Consider the following 14,370-nt stretch of genomic DNA (forward strand, 5'->3'; position numbering starts at 1 on the left):
TTTTTTCGATATGTAATGTTTCAGAACAAGTCAGAATGGGAACCAGTGCGAAAAAGAAACAATTCCAGTACAACGATGTCAAGCTTCATTGTCCACATCTTTCATAAGGTCAGCAAAGCTGTGATACCGTTTGTATTTTTCCGGATGAGTTTTCATTTCTTCATACTCGGCAAGGGCAGCACGTGTTTCAGCATTGAATGCATTGCGGCGGACTTGGAAGGGAATCCCGTCACATCTGACCGCACTCTTTAAAAACATGGTGATGGCAGACGACATATTCAGTCCCAAATCATTGAATAATCCTTCCGCTTCCTTTTTCAGCTCTGCGTCCACGCGGACATTGATGTTGGCAGTAGTCATCCTGACTCACCTCTTTCTTTTTATCAATTTAATTATATGTTAAAATAATGAAAAGAGCAATATAATAAATGATATTGTTCTATTTTTGCAACATATTTTACTATAAATTAAAACAGTAACGACTAACAAAATCTGGTAGGCGAGATCCAGCCCAAAGTGACCCGGTTTCCCAATAAGGCGTGAGGGGAGAAACAGTCGACGGTCACTAGTCACGAGTCCACAGCCAGGTGAAAAACTTCGATGATGAAAATTTTACTGCATCCCATTTTGCCGTCAGCGATGCTTTATTTTTGAATATTCTTCAGTCGTTGATTGAAGCCGGATATATTGGTGGAATCAAAATCGTAACTGATAAATGCGGTTCAGCCATCTCTTTGATTAGTCCCCATTTGTCGTTGTCCGGAATGGAATATCTGGCTGATAATACTATGATGAAAAAGGCTTATAGGTTATTGAAGGGCATTAGAGATGTGACGCCCGGTGTTTAAGTTTGAAGCCCCCTGCTCCGGCAGCGGGCTTTTCTTATACCTGAAAAGGAGGGAAACATGAAAGAGAATGATACTAAAACTTTGGAAGGCTGTTATCACGGCTGATAACATTGAATCGGCAAATGGGTACAGGGTTCGTATGCGGCCTGAATATAACGATTAGTGCTCGTTATCCTTCATAGACCTCATCCAGGATACAGTCGGTAATATGAGAGATTTGCTCGTGGGAGATGGAAAAGCTGTAGATATCTTCAATAGTGGACGCAATATCCCGTTGGCTCATGGTTTTCATAGAATAGCCATTACGGGAGTTACCGGATTTCTCAGGATTTGTGCCGTTCTTGGGATATCCAAGATGATTTTTCAGTTCTCCTTTAAGAGCGGCTTCAAAAATGGGAGCAAAAATTTTCTTCAGGGCAGTCTGAATCTCTTCTACAGACTGTGGTCTGTACGTATCGTAAATAGCCTGACCAATTTTTTCTTCAGGTGGACCCCGTGATTTGCTCGGCGAATTACGTGGTCTGGCGCAGAGACCAGGTCTTCTCCCGCACCGGTCGTCTCGTCGTGGCGGCCCTGGACGAGGCGTTCTCTCATCATGCCTGAAATGTATCATAGGTTATGAAAACCAAGTATTTGTAATCATATACCCCTTCCCTTATAATGAATGCATCAAGTAAAACAACTGGGCATGCAGCGATGAGCTGCAAAGATGCAACAATAAGGAAGGGGTTTTTCCATGAAGATATTCAAGAGCAAGAAAAGAGCTGCTTGGCTGATGGCTGCTGTGATGATGGGGACGTTCACTTTTGGAGGGATGACGATGCATACGACTTATGCAGCCGTGCCGACAAAAACGCTCGTGCACGATTCACAGATGAAGCATGCGACGATCAAGGATCTGGACAACGACACGCGCGTCTTCGCCGTGGACAAGACGATTGAGGCCAAGAAGGTCACATTCCAGAACCGCTACGGCTTCGATGTGGCGGGCCACCTCTACCTGCCAAAGGATTTCGATGACAAGAAACAGTACAAGGCTGTCGTCGTGACGGGCCCGTTTGGCGCAGTCAAGGAGCAGTCCTCAGGCCTCTACGCACAGGAGATGGCCAAGAATGGCTTTGTTGCCGTCGCCTTCGATCCATCGACCACGGGGGAGAGCAGCGGTAAGCGCCGCAATATGGGCTCGCCGGAGATTTTCACGGAGGATTACAGCGCGGCGGTCGATTTCGTCAGCAACCTCAAGTTCGTCAACCCGCAGCAGATCGGTGCCATTGGCATCTGCGGTCTCTCGGGCATGGCCATCACGGCAGCGACGAATGATACGCGCATCAAGGCGGTCGCGACCTCGGCCATGTACGACATGTCGGACAGCATCCGCAACCACTATCAAGGGGATTACTATACGCCGGAGCAGCGCGAGATCGTCAAGCACCACCTGGCCGAGATGCGCGATGAGGAGGCAAAGACAGGCAAGTCCATTCCCGGCTCGCATGAGCTCGCCGTCGATAAGGATGGCAAGGTGATCTCGACAAAGACGATGTTCCCCGACAAGCTGCCGGCGGATGCACCGGATGTCGTGAAGGGTTTCTACGATTATTACGTCAGCCGCGCTTACCATCCGCGCGCCATCAACTCCAACACGCTGGCCTGGGATTCGACGACGCCATACGGCTTCTTCAACTTCTCGCTGATGGAGCACATTAAGGAACTCAGCCCGCGCCCGCTGCTGCTTATCACAGGGGACAAGGCGCATTCCAAGTACTTCTCGGATGCGGTCTATGCAGCGGCAGATGGTCCGAAGGAGGAGATTGTCGTTCCGGGTGCTACGCATACGGATCTCTACGACCAGATGGACAAGATTCCCTTCGACCGCCTCGTCGCGTTTTTCAACAAGTACCTCGGTGAATGATTGCTGGAAAGACGTACCTGGGAGGAGGATGTTTGATGAGCAGATTGTTCTTTTGCTGTTGTGCTCTGATTGCACTTCTCGTGCTGGGATGTGCCGGCCCCGGAGTGACAGCCACATCCTTGTCCGGGAAGGAGGCAAAGATGCACGAGACAGGAACGGCATCCCTGCTGGCGGGCAGCAAAGTGTATGCTCTAAAGTGGGCTGATACGAAGGCTGCTGCCGAGCTGCGGCAGCAGTTGCCGCTGGCCAAAACGTTTACAGAACTCCATGGCAACGAGAAATACTACAAACTGCCGCAGCACCTGACAGCGGCGGACGAAGATGTCCGCGAGATCCATAAGGGAGATGTCATGCTGTTTGACGGCCAGTATGTCGTGGTGTTCTATCAGGATTTTCAGACGACCTACCGCTACACGCGCCTGGGTCGCGTCGAAGCAGCCAATGATCTGGACGCTGCTCTGGGGGCAGGTGATGTATTCCTGACCTTGCAACCATGAGATGGGGAGAGCGGTCTGGAGGGGGAAAGGATGAGATGATATGAAACGACAGCAGCTATTGCTCTTGATTCTGGCATTTGGTGTGTTCAGCATCCTCAATACGGAGATGGGCATCATCGGCATCCTGCCGATGGCGGCGGAGATGTACCAGGTGGATATCGTACAGGCGGGGATGCTCGTCAGTCTGTTCGCGCTTGGCGTGGCCATCGCAGGGCCGACTATGCCGCTGCTGTGCTCGCGCTTCAATCGCAAGCACGTGATGCTGCTTGTGCTGGGCGTGTTCACGATCTGCAATGCACTGGCCGTGGTTGCGAGCGACTTCCAGCTCCTTTTAGTGTTGCGCGTCGTGCCGGCCTTTTTCCACCCGGTCTACTGTGCACTCGCCTTCAGCGTGGCCGCCGCTTCGGTGGCTCCAGAGGATGCGCCGCGGGCTGTGGCGCGCATCAACATGGGTGTCGCAGCCGGCATGGTTGTCGGCGTGCCCATCAGCAATGTCCTGGCAGCGACGTTTGACTTCTCAGTGGCAATGGCCTTCTTTGCAGGCGTGACGGGGCTCATGTTTCTGCTGACAATGGCCTTTGTGCCGGACTTGCCGGTGACGCAGCCAATGCGCTACGGCGCGCAGCTTTCCGTTCTGAAGCGTCCGCCGGTCTGGCTGGCCATCGTGGCGGTTATTTGCCTCAATGGCTCCATCTTCGGCGTCTACAACTACCTCGCTGACTACCTGCAGCAGATCGCGGCACTGCCGGGAGAGCTCATCGCAGTGCTGCTCTTCGTCTATGGTCTCTTGAACATCTGCGGAAGCTATCTGGGGGGCAATCTCCTCGCCAGGTGTCCCAGCGTGACCGTCCGCCTTTTCCCGCTGTGTACCATCGCGCTCTACTGCCTGCTCTTTGCAGGTGGTGGGAAGTTGCTGCCTCTTCTCGCGGCACTGATTGGGGCCTGGGGCATCCTCGGTGGCATCAATGCGAACATCAATCAGTACCTGCTGGCCTGCGTGGCATCGGATGCGCCGGATTTCAGCAACGGCCTGTTCCTGACAGCGGCCAATCTCGGCTGCATGGCGGGAACCATGATCAGCGGCTTTTTCATCCGCAGCCTCGGACTGCCCTTCGTCGTCTGCGGTGGCCTGCTGCTGGCGGCCGCTGCCCTGCCGCTCACAAAGTTCGTACACTGCCGGGCAGATGAGCAACAAGCGACGGATTGTCTTATCGGCTCGTAACCATCCGTCTGATTGACGAGCGCGAGGTGCGCAGTTCCATCAAAGATTCTCTTTTCGGCCGTATGCGATAAAAGTACCTGCTTCTATTTTAGGGAGCAGGTACTTTAATGTATGACGCAAGCTAAAAATATAAGCATTTTACATTTCTTGGAGGTATATTTATGGCAAATTCCTTTTGCTCAGCCCATTCTATCCGTACCCCGGAGGGGAATATGCCCATGGTGCATTGGGCAGTGGTGGAATCTACGCCGGGAGGTATGACAGTTATGGGACGCATTGCCCAGGAAACGGTTGGACCGCAGTCGGCCCGCGAAGCAGGTACGTATGCACTGTATGGTGGTGTCGATGCCCAGAATCCAGATGTGATGAGGCTTCTGGAAATCTATGAAAGCTATGAAGCTTATCGCATACACAGCACCAGTGAAGCTTTTCAGGCATATCGGGCAGCCAGACTGCCTGTTCTGAAAAATTTGCAGATATTGGAAGCGAATGGCATTGCCTTGGAGCAGAAAGACAAGGGCGTGGGCAAGGTGGTTTACATGCACCGCTATGAAGTCATACCGGAAAAGCTGGCCAAGTATCAGAAGCTGACAACCCAGGAGGCTCGCAGGGCTGTAAACGAAGATGGCGGTGTTCTGGGGATGTTCGTTACTGCAGAACACGACGCACCAAACGTCATCCATACCATGGAAATCTATCGTGACAGAGAAGCTTTCGAAAAATATCAGGCTTCCGAGGCATGCCAAACGTATATGATGGAGGTCATGCCTATGTTCAGCATGACTCACATGGTTGAGAATATGCCTGGCAATATCGTGCTTAGTGATAAGGGAATCCATAATAAGTGATTATGGGGGAGCGGTATGAAAAATAAAATTATCTATGGCATCACCGTAGACGTCATTGGGGTCATGCTTGCTTCCATCGACTAGAGACTAGTGACGGGGGTGTGAAAATCATTTTTTCACACCCCCATTTTTCAAATCAAAATCCCCGCCAGATGGTCCACCTCGTGCTGGATGATCTGGGCCGGAAAGCCTGTGAACTCCAGAGTCTGCTTCTTGAACTCCATGTCCTGGAATTCCACTGTACCATAGTTGTCCTTCCCTGAAAGGGAAGGGGGACCGTCCGTATGGACGGCGGATAGGTCTCACATCGGCAGTGAGACCCTTTACCCGCCAAGCGGGCCCCTTCCCCTTTATGAACAGCTGATTCTAAGAGGTAAATGACCATGAACCGTGAAAAATTCAAGAAAGCCGTCGCCGATGCCGTCGTATCCTTTGCCAGGAGCGAAGCCGAAGCATCCATCAAGTCCATCGACCTGGATGACGTCCATAAGCTGGTGGAAGCCCAGATGAAGAACCTCACGGACCCGCTGGAAACGGAAATTCAGACCACCACCAGCTGGTGGGTCAAAATCCGCAACCGCCTGTAGCAGGCGGTCAAAGCCATCGTGGCTGATGTAAAGCAGAAGATTGTATGAGCAAAGCCGGTACGGGACATCGGGAAGTATGTTCTGTACCGGTTTTTTCTGATATACTGAAAGTATGAATAGCGAAATAGATTAATACATCTAGGTTTCTGAAAATGAAATTAAAGACCGATTTAATCGTCACCATAATCCTTATGATTTTTGTTTATTATCAAGAACTTGTTACTCTGGGATAATAAGATTTAGAAAGACGGATGGTTATATGAGTACACCGAGAGGGCCACATAAACCTATTAGTCCTGAAACATTTAAAAAACGTGTTGCTTTGTGGCATAACCTTCTTCAATGATTGATAGATTACAAAATAATGGAAAACATAATAATTGTATCAAACAGAGTGATATATAGTGTATACGATACAGCAAACCGGGAAGCCTTTTATCACGGCTTGTTGCTGGGCATGACCACCCTGCTCGGCTCAGAGTACGAAGTCAAGTCGAACCGGGAAAGCGGCCTGGGGCGGTACGACCTGGCCATCTATCCGACTCGTGAAGGACAATGCGGCGTCATCCTTGAATTGGCACATAAATATAGGGCCGCTGCACATCACATTCACATTACGTGCAACAGCCCTGGTTCGTTCTTGTATTTGTTATTGCAGCAGGAATACCTGCTTTTTCTTAGATAGTTTATGCTTTGCTGGCTTCAAATTTCAAAACATCTGGACGTGCATAGTGTCCACAAGGGTCGAATTCCATACGACTGGCTGCGACCTGATCCATATCCAGATCTGCATAAATGATGGTTTCTTTATCCCAAACAGGTTCCGTCAAATAATGACCGAATGGATCAATCACGCAGCTGCCGCCGCGGCATACTATTTCCGGAAGCTGCGCAAGTTCTTCTTTTGCTTCGAGATCAGACGGGTAAGAGTGCTTGGTGAAGAACAAGTCACTGTTAATGACAAAGCAGCGGCCTTCCAAGGCAATGTGCTGGATCGTATGTTGCCATTCGGGAACGTCGTTGGTATTGGCAGAAATATAAAGGGTAACGCCGTGTTCATATAAAGCTGCACGGGCAAGGGGCATGTAACTTTCCCAGCAGATCATGCAGCCAGCTGATCCCCAGGGCGTATCGGCCATCGGGAAATATTTTTCATGTGCGTCGCCCCAAACAAGTCGTTCCGCACCGGTTGGCTTTAATTTCCGATGATGGGATACAAGACGTCCTTCCGGTGAGAAAATCAGATTGGTATTGTACAGGGTTCCGGTTACGGCGTCGCGTTCCGAAATCCCGATGCTGGTATATACCTGGTACTTTTGGGCTGCTTTGGCAATCGCATCTGTTTCAGGGCCTGGAACGACGACGGATGCATCGTAATAGCGTTTCCAGTCTTTTCGTCCAGCTTCGCTGCGGCTGCCAATCTTAAACCCAAAAGTCATACCAAAGGGATAGCCGGGAATGGACAATTCGGGGAATACAATGAATTCTGCACCGTTTTCTGCAGCCTCTGCCAATTTTTTCAGTGTATTACCCAGGCAGGCAGCTTTGTCAAAAAGTACGGGTTCCAGTTGGACGAGTGCCAGTCTTAAATCCTTTTTCAGGTCTTGCATGAAGAATTCCTCCTATTATTTATTTTGCTCAGCTTTTTCTTTCCTGTAAAGCTCTACAACATCGGCAGACCGCTCCCGAGTTGACCAGACAGCAAGATGCAGAAAGCTGTGCAGCTGCAAACGATGATCGTTGTGACAAACACCCCCAGCATGCCGGATAATCCCTGGTTCACGGGATGGCGGACATTGGCCGACGCATAAGAGGCACAATGCAGATAGATAGATAGGATATAATTTCGCGAAATTTCTTATAGTTATGATATAATAATTCGTATAATAACACAAACGGATAATGATGATTTGCTTTATCGAATAATTCGATAAAAACCATAAGGAGTCAATCGGTATGGATCTGAAAAATGTTAATGCTTTCATTCACGTAGCAGAAACGAATAGTTTTACACGGGCAGCAGAAAGACTCGAATACGCGCAGTCAACCATTACGGCTCAAATCCAGACTTTGGAGGCAGAGCTGGGAGCTGAATTATTCATCCGTCGTGGAAAGCGGATATCGCTTTCTGTCGCAGGGCAGATGTTTCTCCCGTACGCGTATCAATTCCAGGCCTTGCATCAAGATGTGCATGCGCGGTTTTCCCGCGACACGGAACTCTCGGGAGAGTACCGCATCGGCATCTTGGAATCCATCAGCACATCTTCTTATATGGATCGTTTTGCACAATTCATGCATGAGTATCCGAAGGTAAACCTGATGGTCACAATCGATACGACGCTCCATCTGTTGCAACGATTAAGGAATGGCGAATTGTCAATGGTCTGGCTGATTGACAGGCCGGTCAATGCTGCTGACGTCCAGGTCGTTCATGAGTCGAGTGTCCCAATCGTGTTTTTCTGCGCTCCTTCTCATCCATTTGCAACCAGCAGCCCGGTTCCCATCGAGAAACTATCGGAAGTCCCATGGATCCTGGCCGAAAAAGGTACGAATTATCGTTGGCAGCTGGAACAGGATTTAGCAGCAAGACATCAATATATCCGCGCTCGTATTGAAATCGGATCGACGAGCAATATCATTGATTTTGTGGCTAAAGATCTTGGTGTATCATTGCTGCCCTCCTATACGTTAAAGCAAGCAATAGATGCCGGGCGTATCGTTCCCTTTCAAATAAAGGGCTATGATATGCATATGCAAAGCCAATTCCTGGTTTTTCGTAAAAGATGGATACCAGAAGCTATTGCAAAACTCATGTCGTATTTCTGAGTACTGCTTCCATCTCAAAACATACATCGTCTCGTTGATTGCTGCAGTGGTATATGGCGGAACGATGATTGCGAAAATCGAATGCATGTGATTTAATAGCTCCTGTTCATCGGAGGTACCGTATGCCGGATAAGATAGCGGTTTTTGCCGCAGTCTTATCCGGCTTTTTTGTTCATGGCATTTGCCGCGTCTGAAAATAGAAGGATTTCGTAAAACAGAAGAATATCAAGCCGACAGGCATGGTGGCATTCATCGCTTATATGCAGATGTTCGCACCACTTTCCATCGATCTTTATCTGCCCGCACTGCCGAAGATGGCGGAAGTGTTTTCTGCTTCGGAGATCCTGGTGAATCTTACCCTGGCCGGGTTCTTCCTGGTCTTTACCGTGGGCATCATCTTGTTTGGCCCGCTGGCCGATAAGTACGGCCGTAGGAAAGTCCTGCTCGCTGCTCCTTATATGGCTACCTGTCCATCTCGTCCTTCGTCTACATCGATGAATTCCACCTCACGCCGCAGACGTACAGCTTCTATTATGCCGTAAATTCGGTTGCAGCCGTTGCCGGTCCTATCCTGTATCTGCAGCTCACGCACCGTGTGTCCAACCAGGCTATCACGCGCCTGATATTTGCCGTTTCGGCACTTTCGGCCATTTTGCTCTATGCGTTCAGTGCATGGGCCGCTTTGTTTCCTGCTGGGCTTCCTGCCTTTCACGATCATGGAAGCCATCATCCGCCTGTTTGCGATGGATGTCCTGCTCAATATCGTTGAGAAGGATATCGGCACGGCGTCATCACTCATCAATTTCGTGCCAACGCTTTTGGGCAGTCTCGGCATGATGGCCGGTACACTTCCCTGGCCAGATTTCATCATGGGACTTGCCATCCTGCTGGCTCTGGCTACCGCAGGGGCTGTTGTGATTTACGGCTTTATACGCAGCTCGGGTCATTGGCCCCGATTAACAGCCGGAAGAATCGGAGAGTAGCTGGTTATGCCCGTGTTTCCACGGACCATGATGACCAGGTTACCAGCTATGCCGCACAGGTGGACTATTACACGAATTACATCAAGGAGTTCGATGCTAGGCTTTGGGGCAGCCTGGTGGATTTCATCACAGTCTACAGCAAAGACGATATCCGAGTGACCTTCAAGGACGGAACGGAAATCAGAGCATAAACAGGGAATGGGGAATACGGTGGCTGCAGGGGTTGAACAACGATTGGCATTGAGCACATGAAGAAGGAATGACACGATGTAAATTATTCCTGGAAGAAATATTGACGTGATGTCAACTTTCATGTATTATAATGACACGATGTAAGTTATTTGGAGGTTGAGTTCGATGCCGAAAGTTTCAGAAGAATTTTTGCTGGCCCGGCGGGAAGAGATTCTCGATGCTTGTGCCAAGCTTTATGAAAACATGAGCTTCAAGGACATTACCCTGAAGGAGATTGGCAAGATTACCAGCTTCAACCGTACAGCCATCTATAATTACTTCAACAGCAAGGAAGAGATATTTCTTGCCCTGATGCAGCGGGAGTATGAATGCTGGAGTGCAGAGGTGGACGGGCTGGTGCAGGACCATGAGCAGATGACGCGGGATGAGATAGCGCAGGCTCTGTCGCATTTATTAGAAAAACATGAACGTCTTTTGAAGCTTCTTTCCATGAATCATTTTGATCTGGAGGAAAACAGCCGCTATGAGAATCTGGTAGAATTTAAAAAGGCCTATGGTGAATCCATCCGGGCCGTGGCCCGCTGTTTGAATAAGTTCTGCCCGGAGATGAGCGAACAGGACAAGGAAGAGGTCCTTTATGTATATTTCCCCTTCATGTTCGGCATTTATCCCTATGCGGTGGTTACAGAGAAGCAGGGAAAGGCCATGGAGGATGCCGGAGTCGGTTTCGTGTCCCATTCAATTTATGAGCTTAGTTATACCTGCTTGAAAAAGCTGTTGGTCTAGGAGGATAGACAATGCATCAAAAACAGCTTCCAAAGGGCAAGAAGGTTGATTTTCACAGCTATGCGATTTTGGAAGACGCAGCAAAGGCGGCCAGTGTGATTTTGTCTGCAGAAGAAATGAATCATCTGGAGACCCTGGCTGATAAGGCTGAGGTAAACACCATCCGCGAGTGGGGAAAGAAGATGGACTGAAGAGGAGGGCAATCATGAACGTTTTAGTCATTCATGGCAGCATGAGAAAGAATGGCAACACGAAAATCTTGTCGGAAGAATTTGTGCGCGGAGCCAAAGAGGCAGGCCACAAGGCAGAAATAGTGGAACTGCGTGATAAGAAATTTGGCGATTGCCTTGGCTGCAGGGCTTGTTTCAACAACGGCGGCAAGTGCGTACAACAGGATGATATGGCAGAGATTTTGGACAAGTTGCGGGGAGCCGATGTTATTGTGCTGGCTTCTCCCATGTACTATTTTACCTGGACGGGATTGATGAAGCGTTTCCTTGACCGCACTTATCCCCTTTTGACAACACTCCATGACAAGGATTTTTACCTGATTACCTTGGGAGGAGTGCCGGACAAGAAGCTCATGGCCAATATCCTGTCCGATTTCAATATGTATGTGGCTTGCTTCAGCGAGTTCAACCCCCATGCCAATATGAGGAATGCCGGAGCCATCATCGGCACTTCGGCTCTGGCACCGGGAGCCATCCGTGCCTCGGCAGCCATGCAGGAAGCCTATGAAGCGGGCAAGAATCTTTGACTGGGAGGGAAGAGCCATGTTTCATTCCTTTTGTTCAGCCCATTCTATCCGTACCCCGGAGGGGAATATGCCCATGGTGCATTGGGCAGTGGTGGAATCTACGCCGGGAGGTATGATAGCTATGGGACGCATTGCCCAGGAAACGGTTGGACCGCAGTCGGCCCGCGAAGCAGGCACGTATGCGCTGTATGGTGGTATCGATGCCCAGAATCCAGATGTGATGAGGCTTCTGGAAATCTATGAAAGTTATGAAGCGTATCGCATACACAGCACCAGTGAAGCTTTTCAGGCATATCGGGCAGCCAGACTGCCTGTTCTGAAAAATTTGCAGATATTGGAAGCGGATGGCATCGCCTTGGAGCAAAAAGACAAGGGCGTGGGCAAGGTGGTTTACATGCACCGCTATGAAGTCATCCCGGAAAAGCTGGCCAAGTATCAGAAGCTGGTAACCCAGGAGGCTCGCAGGGCTGTAAACGAAGATGGCGGTGTTCTGGGGATGTTCGTTACTGCAGAACACGACGCACCAAACGTCATCCATACCATGGAAATCTATCGTGACAGAGAAGCTTTCGAAAAATATCAGGCTTCCGAAGCATGCCAAACATATATGATGGAGGTCATGCCTATGTTCAGCATGACTCACATGGTTGAGAATATGCCTGGCAATATCGTGCTTAGCGATAAGGGAATCCATAATAAGTGATTATGGGGGAGCGGTATGAAAAATAAAATTACTTATGGCATCACCGTAGGCGTCATTGGGGTCATGCTGGCTTCCATCGGCTAGAGACTAGTGACTAGTGACGGGGATGTGAAAATTATTTTTTCACACCCCCATTTTTCAAATCAAAATCCCTGCCAGATGGTCCACCTCGTGCTGGATGATCTGGGCCGGAAAGCCTGTGAACTCCAAAGTCTGCTTCTTGAAATCCATGTCCTGGAATTCCACTTGGATTTTCCGGTACCGCGTGGTTTTCCGCTCGCCGGAAAGGGACAGACACCCTTCGGACGTTTCGTAGGGACCTTCCTGCTTTATGATTGTCGGGTTGAACATCACCATGTCCATGAGCCCCAGGTTCACCACGATGATGCATTTGGCCACCCCGATCATATTGGCTGCCATGCCCACACATTCGTCCCGGTGTGCCTTCAGGGTTTCCAGAAGGTCGATGGCTACTGGTTTATCCAGAGGGGAAGCAGGCAGGGATTTCTGTTGCAGGAAATATTCGTCACGCATGATTTCACGAATCATAGAGAAAGACCTCCGTTACTGATCAAATTTGCTACCATTGTACCATAGTTGTCCTTCCTGAAGGGGAACACAAATGGAAGGGCAAAGGAAAGGTCTTTAACTGGCAGGCTGTTATGAACCAATTATTGATTGACGAACGTATGAGCAAATGAATCACTAAATACGATTGGTTAATCTAAAAACACAAAATTCTTGACATCCCCGAGGTTGAGGAATGATATCAATGTCAATCGGTTTCTATGCCATATATGTATGCTTTTAGCATTCGTTGAACCGCCGCTTCTATATCCATCTTCCCCTCGCTGAGACACCACTCGAAGATACAGCCCTTTACAATCGTGCAGATATCCGCGCTCATTTGGTGGATATCTGCTTTTTTTGGTATGCCGCCCCCCGCTTGTGCCGTGACAAGTTCCCGCTCACATCTGGCCATGACCGTTCCAGCGGCAAACTTCCCGTCTTTTTCTCCCATATAGGTGTGGAGTGCCTGATTGTCCGGCGTGTAAAAACTACGCATAAAAGCTATGCCAAGGTTCATGTACTTCCGGATAAGGAGCATATATAATTCTGTTATGCGTCCGGCAATATCGAAGGGTGGAGCCGTAAGCTCGACTGTCTCGAAGGAGAGCCCTCGCACAAAGTGCATCATCAGGTCATCCTTATTACGGAAGTGATAATAGAATGTTCCCGTGGCAATATCCGCTTTCTCGCAGACACGCCGCACCGTGATGGAGTCCGCGCCATGTTCCTCGATGAGGGCTATGGCCGCAGCTATGACTTTTTCTCTGTTTTCCTCCGGATTATCTTTCTTGGGTGGACGTCCGCATTTTTTCATATGGCTTGCTCCCTTCGTTGAAAATATTTTTAGAACACGCTCTATTTCTATTGACATTATATACTGCTCTGTGTATAATTGCAATATCGAACAAGTTCTATATATTGCTAAGGAGGCACGGAAAATGAAAATCGAATTATGGTCGGACTACGCATGTCCCTTCTGCTATATCGGTGAGAAGCGGCTGGAAAAGGCTTTGGCGGAAATTGACGGCGGAGATAAAGTGGAAATCGAATTCAAGAGCTTTGAACTTGACCCTTATGCCAGCCGGGAGGTCGTTTCCTCTACGGTGGATCGTTTTGCCGCGAAGTATCATCTGAGCAAAGAGGAGGCAGCAGAGCGTATTGAAGCCATCTCCCGCATGGGCAGGAGTGAGGGAATCGACTTTCGCTACGTCTCTACACGTTACACCAACACCTTTGACTCCCTGCGTCTCACGAAATATGCCCAGGAAAAAGGGAAAACAGGAATTATCACGAAGTTATTTGATGCTTACTTCACCAGGAATCTGAAACTCAGCGACCATGATGTGCTGACACAAATCGCAGGCGAATGTGGCTTGGACAAGGACGAAGTGACTGCAGTGTTGTCCGGCGACCGATACGCCGATGAGGTACGTGCCGATGAGCAGGAAGCAATGGAGCACGGCATTCACGGCGTACCCTATTTCCTTATCAACGGCAAGTACACGGCATCAGGTGCACAACCGACGGCCATGCTGAAAAAAGCCATCGAAAAGATACTGGCTGAGGAAACGTCAGCGGCAACATCATTAGATGGCATGGTCTGCGGGGCGGATGGCTGCCATATTGTGCAGTAAGGCGGGGG

The 14,370-nt window shown here is 49.4% G+C and carries 19 protein-coding genes and 4 pseudogenes; 16 read left to right on the forward strand and 7 right to left on the reverse strand.

Going from position 1 to position 14,370, the window contains the following annotated elements; translation table 11 throughout:
* Positions 1-78 precede the first annotated feature (78 nt).
* On the reverse strand, positions 79-360 hold the full coding sequence (locus tag ACFER_RS04920) for a type II toxin-antitoxin system RelB/DinJ family antitoxin (RefSeq protein WP_012938313.1): 282 nt from the start codon (positions 358-360) through the stop codon (positions 79-81).
* 227 nt (positions 361-587) lie between these two features.
* Here ACFER_RS04920 and ACFER_RS11020 point away from each other — a divergent pair, with 227 nt between their 5' ends.
* A complete protein-coding gene (locus tag ACFER_RS11020) occupies positions 588-848 on the forward strand; it encodes a YjcQ family protein (RefSeq protein ID WP_012938314.1) in 261 nt (86 codons plus the stop codon).
* Between the two features lie 175 nt (positions 849-1,023).
* Here ACFER_RS11020 and ACFER_RS11970 read toward each other — a convergent pair.
* Positions 1,024-1,323: pseudogene (locus tag ACFER_RS11970) on the reverse strand (IS256 family transposase); the annotation flags it as partial.
* Between the two features lie 345 nt (positions 1,324-1,668).
* Here ACFER_RS11970 and ACFER_RS04935 point away from each other — a divergent pair.
* The 4 genes from ACFER_RS04935 to ACFER_RS04950 all read left to right on the forward strand — a co-directional run bounded on the left by ACFER_RS04935 (position 1,669) and on the right by ACFER_RS04950 (position 5,324).
* Positions 1,669-2,757, forward strand: a complete 1,089-nt coding sequence (locus tag ACFER_RS04935; protein ID WP_012938315.1) for an alpha/beta hydrolase — start codon at positions 1,669-1,671, stop codon at positions 2,755-2,757.
* A gap of 140 nt (positions 2,758-2,897) precedes the next feature.
* Positions 2,898-3,254 carry a cyclophilin-like fold protein gene (locus ACFER_RS04940; protein WP_012938316.1) on the forward strand — a complete coding sequence of 119 codons (357 nt, stop codon included), beginning with the start codon at positions 2,898-2,900 and terminating at the stop codon, positions 3,252-3,254.
* Between the two features lie 40 nt (positions 3,255-3,294).
* Positions 3,295-4,476 (forward strand): MFS transporter, encoded by a 1,182-nt coding sequence (locus ACFER_RS04945; RefSeq protein ID WP_012938317.1) that lies wholly within the window; start codon positions 3,295-3,297, stop codon positions 4,474-4,476.
* A 161-nt stretch (positions 4,477-4,637) separates the two neighbouring features.
* Positions 4,638-5,324 carry a putative quinol monooxygenase gene (locus ACFER_RS04950; RefSeq protein ID WP_012938318.1) on the forward strand — a complete coding sequence of 229 codons (687 nt, stop codon included), beginning with the start codon at positions 4,638-4,640 and terminating at the stop codon, positions 5,322-5,324.
* Between the two features lie 131 nt (positions 5,325-5,455).
* On the opposite strand, the pseudogene ACFER_RS11025 reads toward ACFER_RS04950, so the two are convergent.
* A pseudogene (locus ACFER_RS11025) lies at positions 5,456-5,563 on the reverse strand (peptide deformylase); the annotation flags it as partial.
* A gap of 144 nt (positions 5,564-5,707) precedes the next feature.
* Between ACFER_RS11025 and ACFER_RS04955 the strand changes: the two are divergent.
* Entirely contained in the window at positions 5,708-5,911 is a 204-nt protein-coding gene (locus ACFER_RS04955) for a hypothetical protein (protein WP_012938319.1), read from the forward strand.
* Between the two features lie 364 nt (positions 5,912-6,275).
* Positions 6,276-6,596 (forward strand): PD-(D/E)XK nuclease domain-containing protein, encoded by a 321-nt coding sequence (locus ACFER_RS11975; protein WP_083337364.1) that lies wholly within the window; start codon positions 6,276-6,278, stop codon positions 6,594-6,596.
* Position 6,597: 1 nt separating this feature from the next.
* On the opposite strand, the gene ACFER_RS04965 is transcribed toward ACFER_RS11975, so the two are convergent.
* Both ACFER_RS04965 and ACFER_RS11910 read right to left on the reverse strand, forming a co-directional pair.
* Positions 6,598-7,521 (reverse strand): carbon-nitrogen hydrolase family protein, encoded by a 924-nt coding sequence (locus tag ACFER_RS04965; protein WP_012938320.1) that lies wholly within the window; start codon positions 7,519-7,521, stop codon positions 6,598-6,600.
* A gap of 65 nt (positions 7,522-7,586) precedes the next feature.
* A pseudogene (locus tag ACFER_RS11910) lies at positions 7,587-7,721 on the reverse strand (alanine:cation symporter family protein); the annotation flags it as partial.
* Between the two features lie 146 nt (positions 7,722-7,867).
* Between ACFER_RS11910 and ACFER_RS04970 the strand changes: the two are divergent.
* The 8 genes and pseudogenes from ACFER_RS04970 (at position 7,868) to ACFER_RS05000 (ending at position 12,158) form a co-directional block, all read left to right on the forward strand.
* On the forward strand, positions 7,868-8,737 hold the full coding sequence (locus ACFER_RS04970) for a LysR family transcriptional regulator (protein ID WP_012938321.1): 870 nt from the start codon (positions 7,868-7,870) through the stop codon (positions 8,735-8,737).
* A gap of 239 nt (positions 8,738-8,976) precedes the next feature.
* Positions 8,977-9,279 carry an MFS transporter gene (locus ACFER_RS11040; RefSeq protein WP_071818344.1) on the forward strand — a complete coding sequence of 101 codons (303 nt, stop codon included), beginning with the start codon at positions 8,977-8,979 and terminating at the stop codon, positions 9,277-9,279.
* Between the two features lie 174 nt (positions 9,280-9,453).
* Positions 9,454-9,720: a hypothetical protein gene (locus tag ACFER_RS11365; RefSeq protein ID WP_148213925.1), complete on the forward strand. Its 267-nt coding sequence runs from the start codon at positions 9,454-9,456 to the stop codon at positions 9,718-9,720.
* Positions 9,684-9,881: pseudogene (locus ACFER_RS11230) on the forward strand (hypothetical protein); the annotation flags it as partial. The gene ACFER_RS11365 and the pseudogene ACFER_RS11230, both read left to right, overlap by 37 nt.
* A 196-nt stretch (positions 9,882-10,077) precedes the next feature.
* Complete coding sequence (locus ACFER_RS04985; RefSeq protein ID WP_012938322.1) at positions 10,078-10,698, forward strand: TetR/AcrR family transcriptional regulator; 621 nt, start codon at positions 10,078-10,080, stop codon at positions 10,696-10,698.
* A gap of 11 nt (positions 10,699-10,709) precedes the next feature.
* Entirely contained in the window at positions 10,710-10,889 is a 180-nt protein-coding gene (locus ACFER_RS04990) for a hypothetical protein (protein ID WP_012938323.1), read from the forward strand.
* A gap of 14 nt (positions 10,890-10,903) precedes the next feature.
* The gene (locus tag ACFER_RS04995) at positions 10,904-11,455 is read left to right on the forward strand and encodes a flavodoxin family protein (RefSeq protein ID WP_012938324.1); all 552 of its coding nucleotides are present in this window, start codon (positions 10,904-10,906) and stop codon (positions 11,453-11,455) included.
* Between the two features lie 16 nt (positions 11,456-11,471).
* A complete protein-coding gene (locus ACFER_RS05000; protein WP_012938325.1) occupies positions 11,472-12,158 on the forward strand; it encodes a putative quinol monooxygenase in 687 nt (228 codons plus the stop codon).
* Between the two features lie 138 nt (positions 12,159-12,296).
* On the opposite strand, the gene ACFER_RS05005 is transcribed toward ACFER_RS05000, so the two are convergent.
* Both ACFER_RS05005 and ACFER_RS05010 read right to left on the reverse strand, forming a co-directional pair.
* Complete coding sequence (locus tag ACFER_RS05005; RefSeq protein ID WP_012938326.1) at positions 12,297-12,707, reverse strand: peptide deformylase; 411 nt, start codon at positions 12,705-12,707, stop codon at positions 12,297-12,299.
* Between the two features lie 226 nt (positions 12,708-12,933).
* On the reverse strand, positions 12,934-13,542 hold the full coding sequence (locus ACFER_RS05010; protein WP_012938327.1) for a TetR/AcrR family transcriptional regulator: 609 nt from the start codon (positions 13,540-13,542) through the stop codon (positions 12,934-12,936).
* On the opposite strand from ACFER_RS05010, the gene ACFER_RS05015 reads away from it, so the two are divergent.
* Positions 13,481-14,362 (forward strand): DsbA family oxidoreductase, encoded by an 882-nt coding sequence (locus ACFER_RS05015; protein ID WP_227898302.1) that lies wholly within the window; start codon positions 13,481-13,483, stop codon positions 14,360-14,362. The genes ACFER_RS05010 and ACFER_RS05015 overlap by 62 nt on opposite strands.
* The last annotated feature ends 8 nt before the right edge of the window (positions 14,363-14,370 follow it).

Origin of the sequence: Acidaminococcus fermentans DSM 20731, from assembly GCF_000025305.1 — a bacterium.
GTDB classification, from domain to species: Bacteria; Bacillota; Negativicutes; order Acidaminococcales; family Acidaminococcaceae; genus Acidaminococcus; species Acidaminococcus fermentans.

What these genes read in the sequence shown, in the direction of transcription:
- ACFER_RS04920 (WP_012938313.1), bottom strand. Translation starts at nt 360, where the DNA reads ATGACTACTGCCAACATCAATGTCCGCGTGGACGCAGAGCTGAAAAAG.
- ACFER_RS04935 (WP_012938315.1), top strand. Translation starts at nt 1,669, where the DNA reads ATGCATACGACTTATGCAGCCGTGCCGACAAAAACGCTCGTGCACGAT.
- ACFER_RS04940 (WP_012938316.1), top strand. Translation starts at nt 2,898, where the DNA reads ATGCACGAGACAGGAACGGCATCCCTGCTGGCGGGCAGCAAAGTGTAT.
- ACFER_RS04945 (WP_012938317.1), top strand. Translation starts at nt 3,295, where the DNA reads ATGAAACGACAGCAGCTATTGCTCTTGATTCTGGCATTTGGTGTGTTC.
- ACFER_RS04950 (WP_012938318.1), top strand. Translation starts at nt 4,638, where the DNA reads ATGGCAAATTCCTTTTGCTCAGCCCATTCTATCCGTACCCCGGAGGGG.
- ACFER_RS04955 (WP_012938319.1), top strand. Translation starts at nt 5,708, where the DNA reads ATGAACCGTGAAAAATTCAAGAAAGCCGTCGCCGATGCCGTCGTATCC.
- ACFER_RS11975 (WP_083337364.1), top strand. Translation starts at nt 6,276, where the DNA reads ATGGAAAACATAATAATTGTATCAAACAGAGTGATATATAGTGTATAC.
- ACFER_RS04965 (WP_012938320.1), bottom strand. Translation starts at nt 7,521, where the DNA reads ATGCAAGACCTGAAAAAGGATTTAAGACTGGCACTCGTCCAACTGGAA.
- ACFER_RS04970 (WP_012938321.1), top strand. Translation starts at nt 7,868, where the DNA reads ATGGATCTGAAAAATGTTAATGCTTTCATTCACGTAGCAGAAACGAAT.
- ACFER_RS11040 (WP_071818344.1), top strand. Translation starts at nt 8,977, where the DNA reads ATGGTGGCATTCATCGCTTATATGCAGATGTTCGCACCACTTTCCATC.
- ACFER_RS11365 (WP_148213925.1), top strand. Translation starts at nt 9,454, where the DNA reads ATGGAAGCCATCATCCGCCTGTTTGCGATGGATGTCCTGCTCAATATC.
- ACFER_RS04985 (WP_012938322.1), top strand. Translation starts at nt 10,078, where the DNA reads ATGCCGAAAGTTTCAGAAGAATTTTTGCTGGCCCGGCGGGAAGAGATT.
- ACFER_RS04990 (WP_012938323.1), top strand. Translation starts at nt 10,710, where the DNA reads ATGCATCAAAAACAGCTTCCAAAGGGCAAGAAGGTTGATTTTCACAGC.
- ACFER_RS04995 (WP_012938324.1), top strand. Translation starts at nt 10,904, where the DNA reads ATGAACGTTTTAGTCATTCATGGCAGCATGAGAAAGAATGGCAACACG.
- ACFER_RS05000 (WP_012938325.1), top strand. Translation starts at nt 11,472, where the DNA reads ATGTTTCATTCCTTTTGTTCAGCCCATTCTATCCGTACCCCGGAGGGG.
- ACFER_RS05005 (WP_012938326.1), bottom strand. Translation starts at nt 12,707, where the DNA reads ATGATTCGTGAAATCATGCGTGACGAATATTTCCTGCAACAGAAATCC.
- ACFER_RS05015 (WP_227898302.1), top strand. Translation starts at nt 13,481, where the DNA reads ATGACTTTTTCTCTGTTTTCCTCCGGATTATCTTTCTTGGGTGGACGT.
- ACFER_RS05010 (WP_012938327.1), bottom strand. Translation starts at nt 13,542, where the DNA reads ATGAAAAAATGCGGACGTCCACCCAAGAAAGATAATCCGGAGGAAAAC.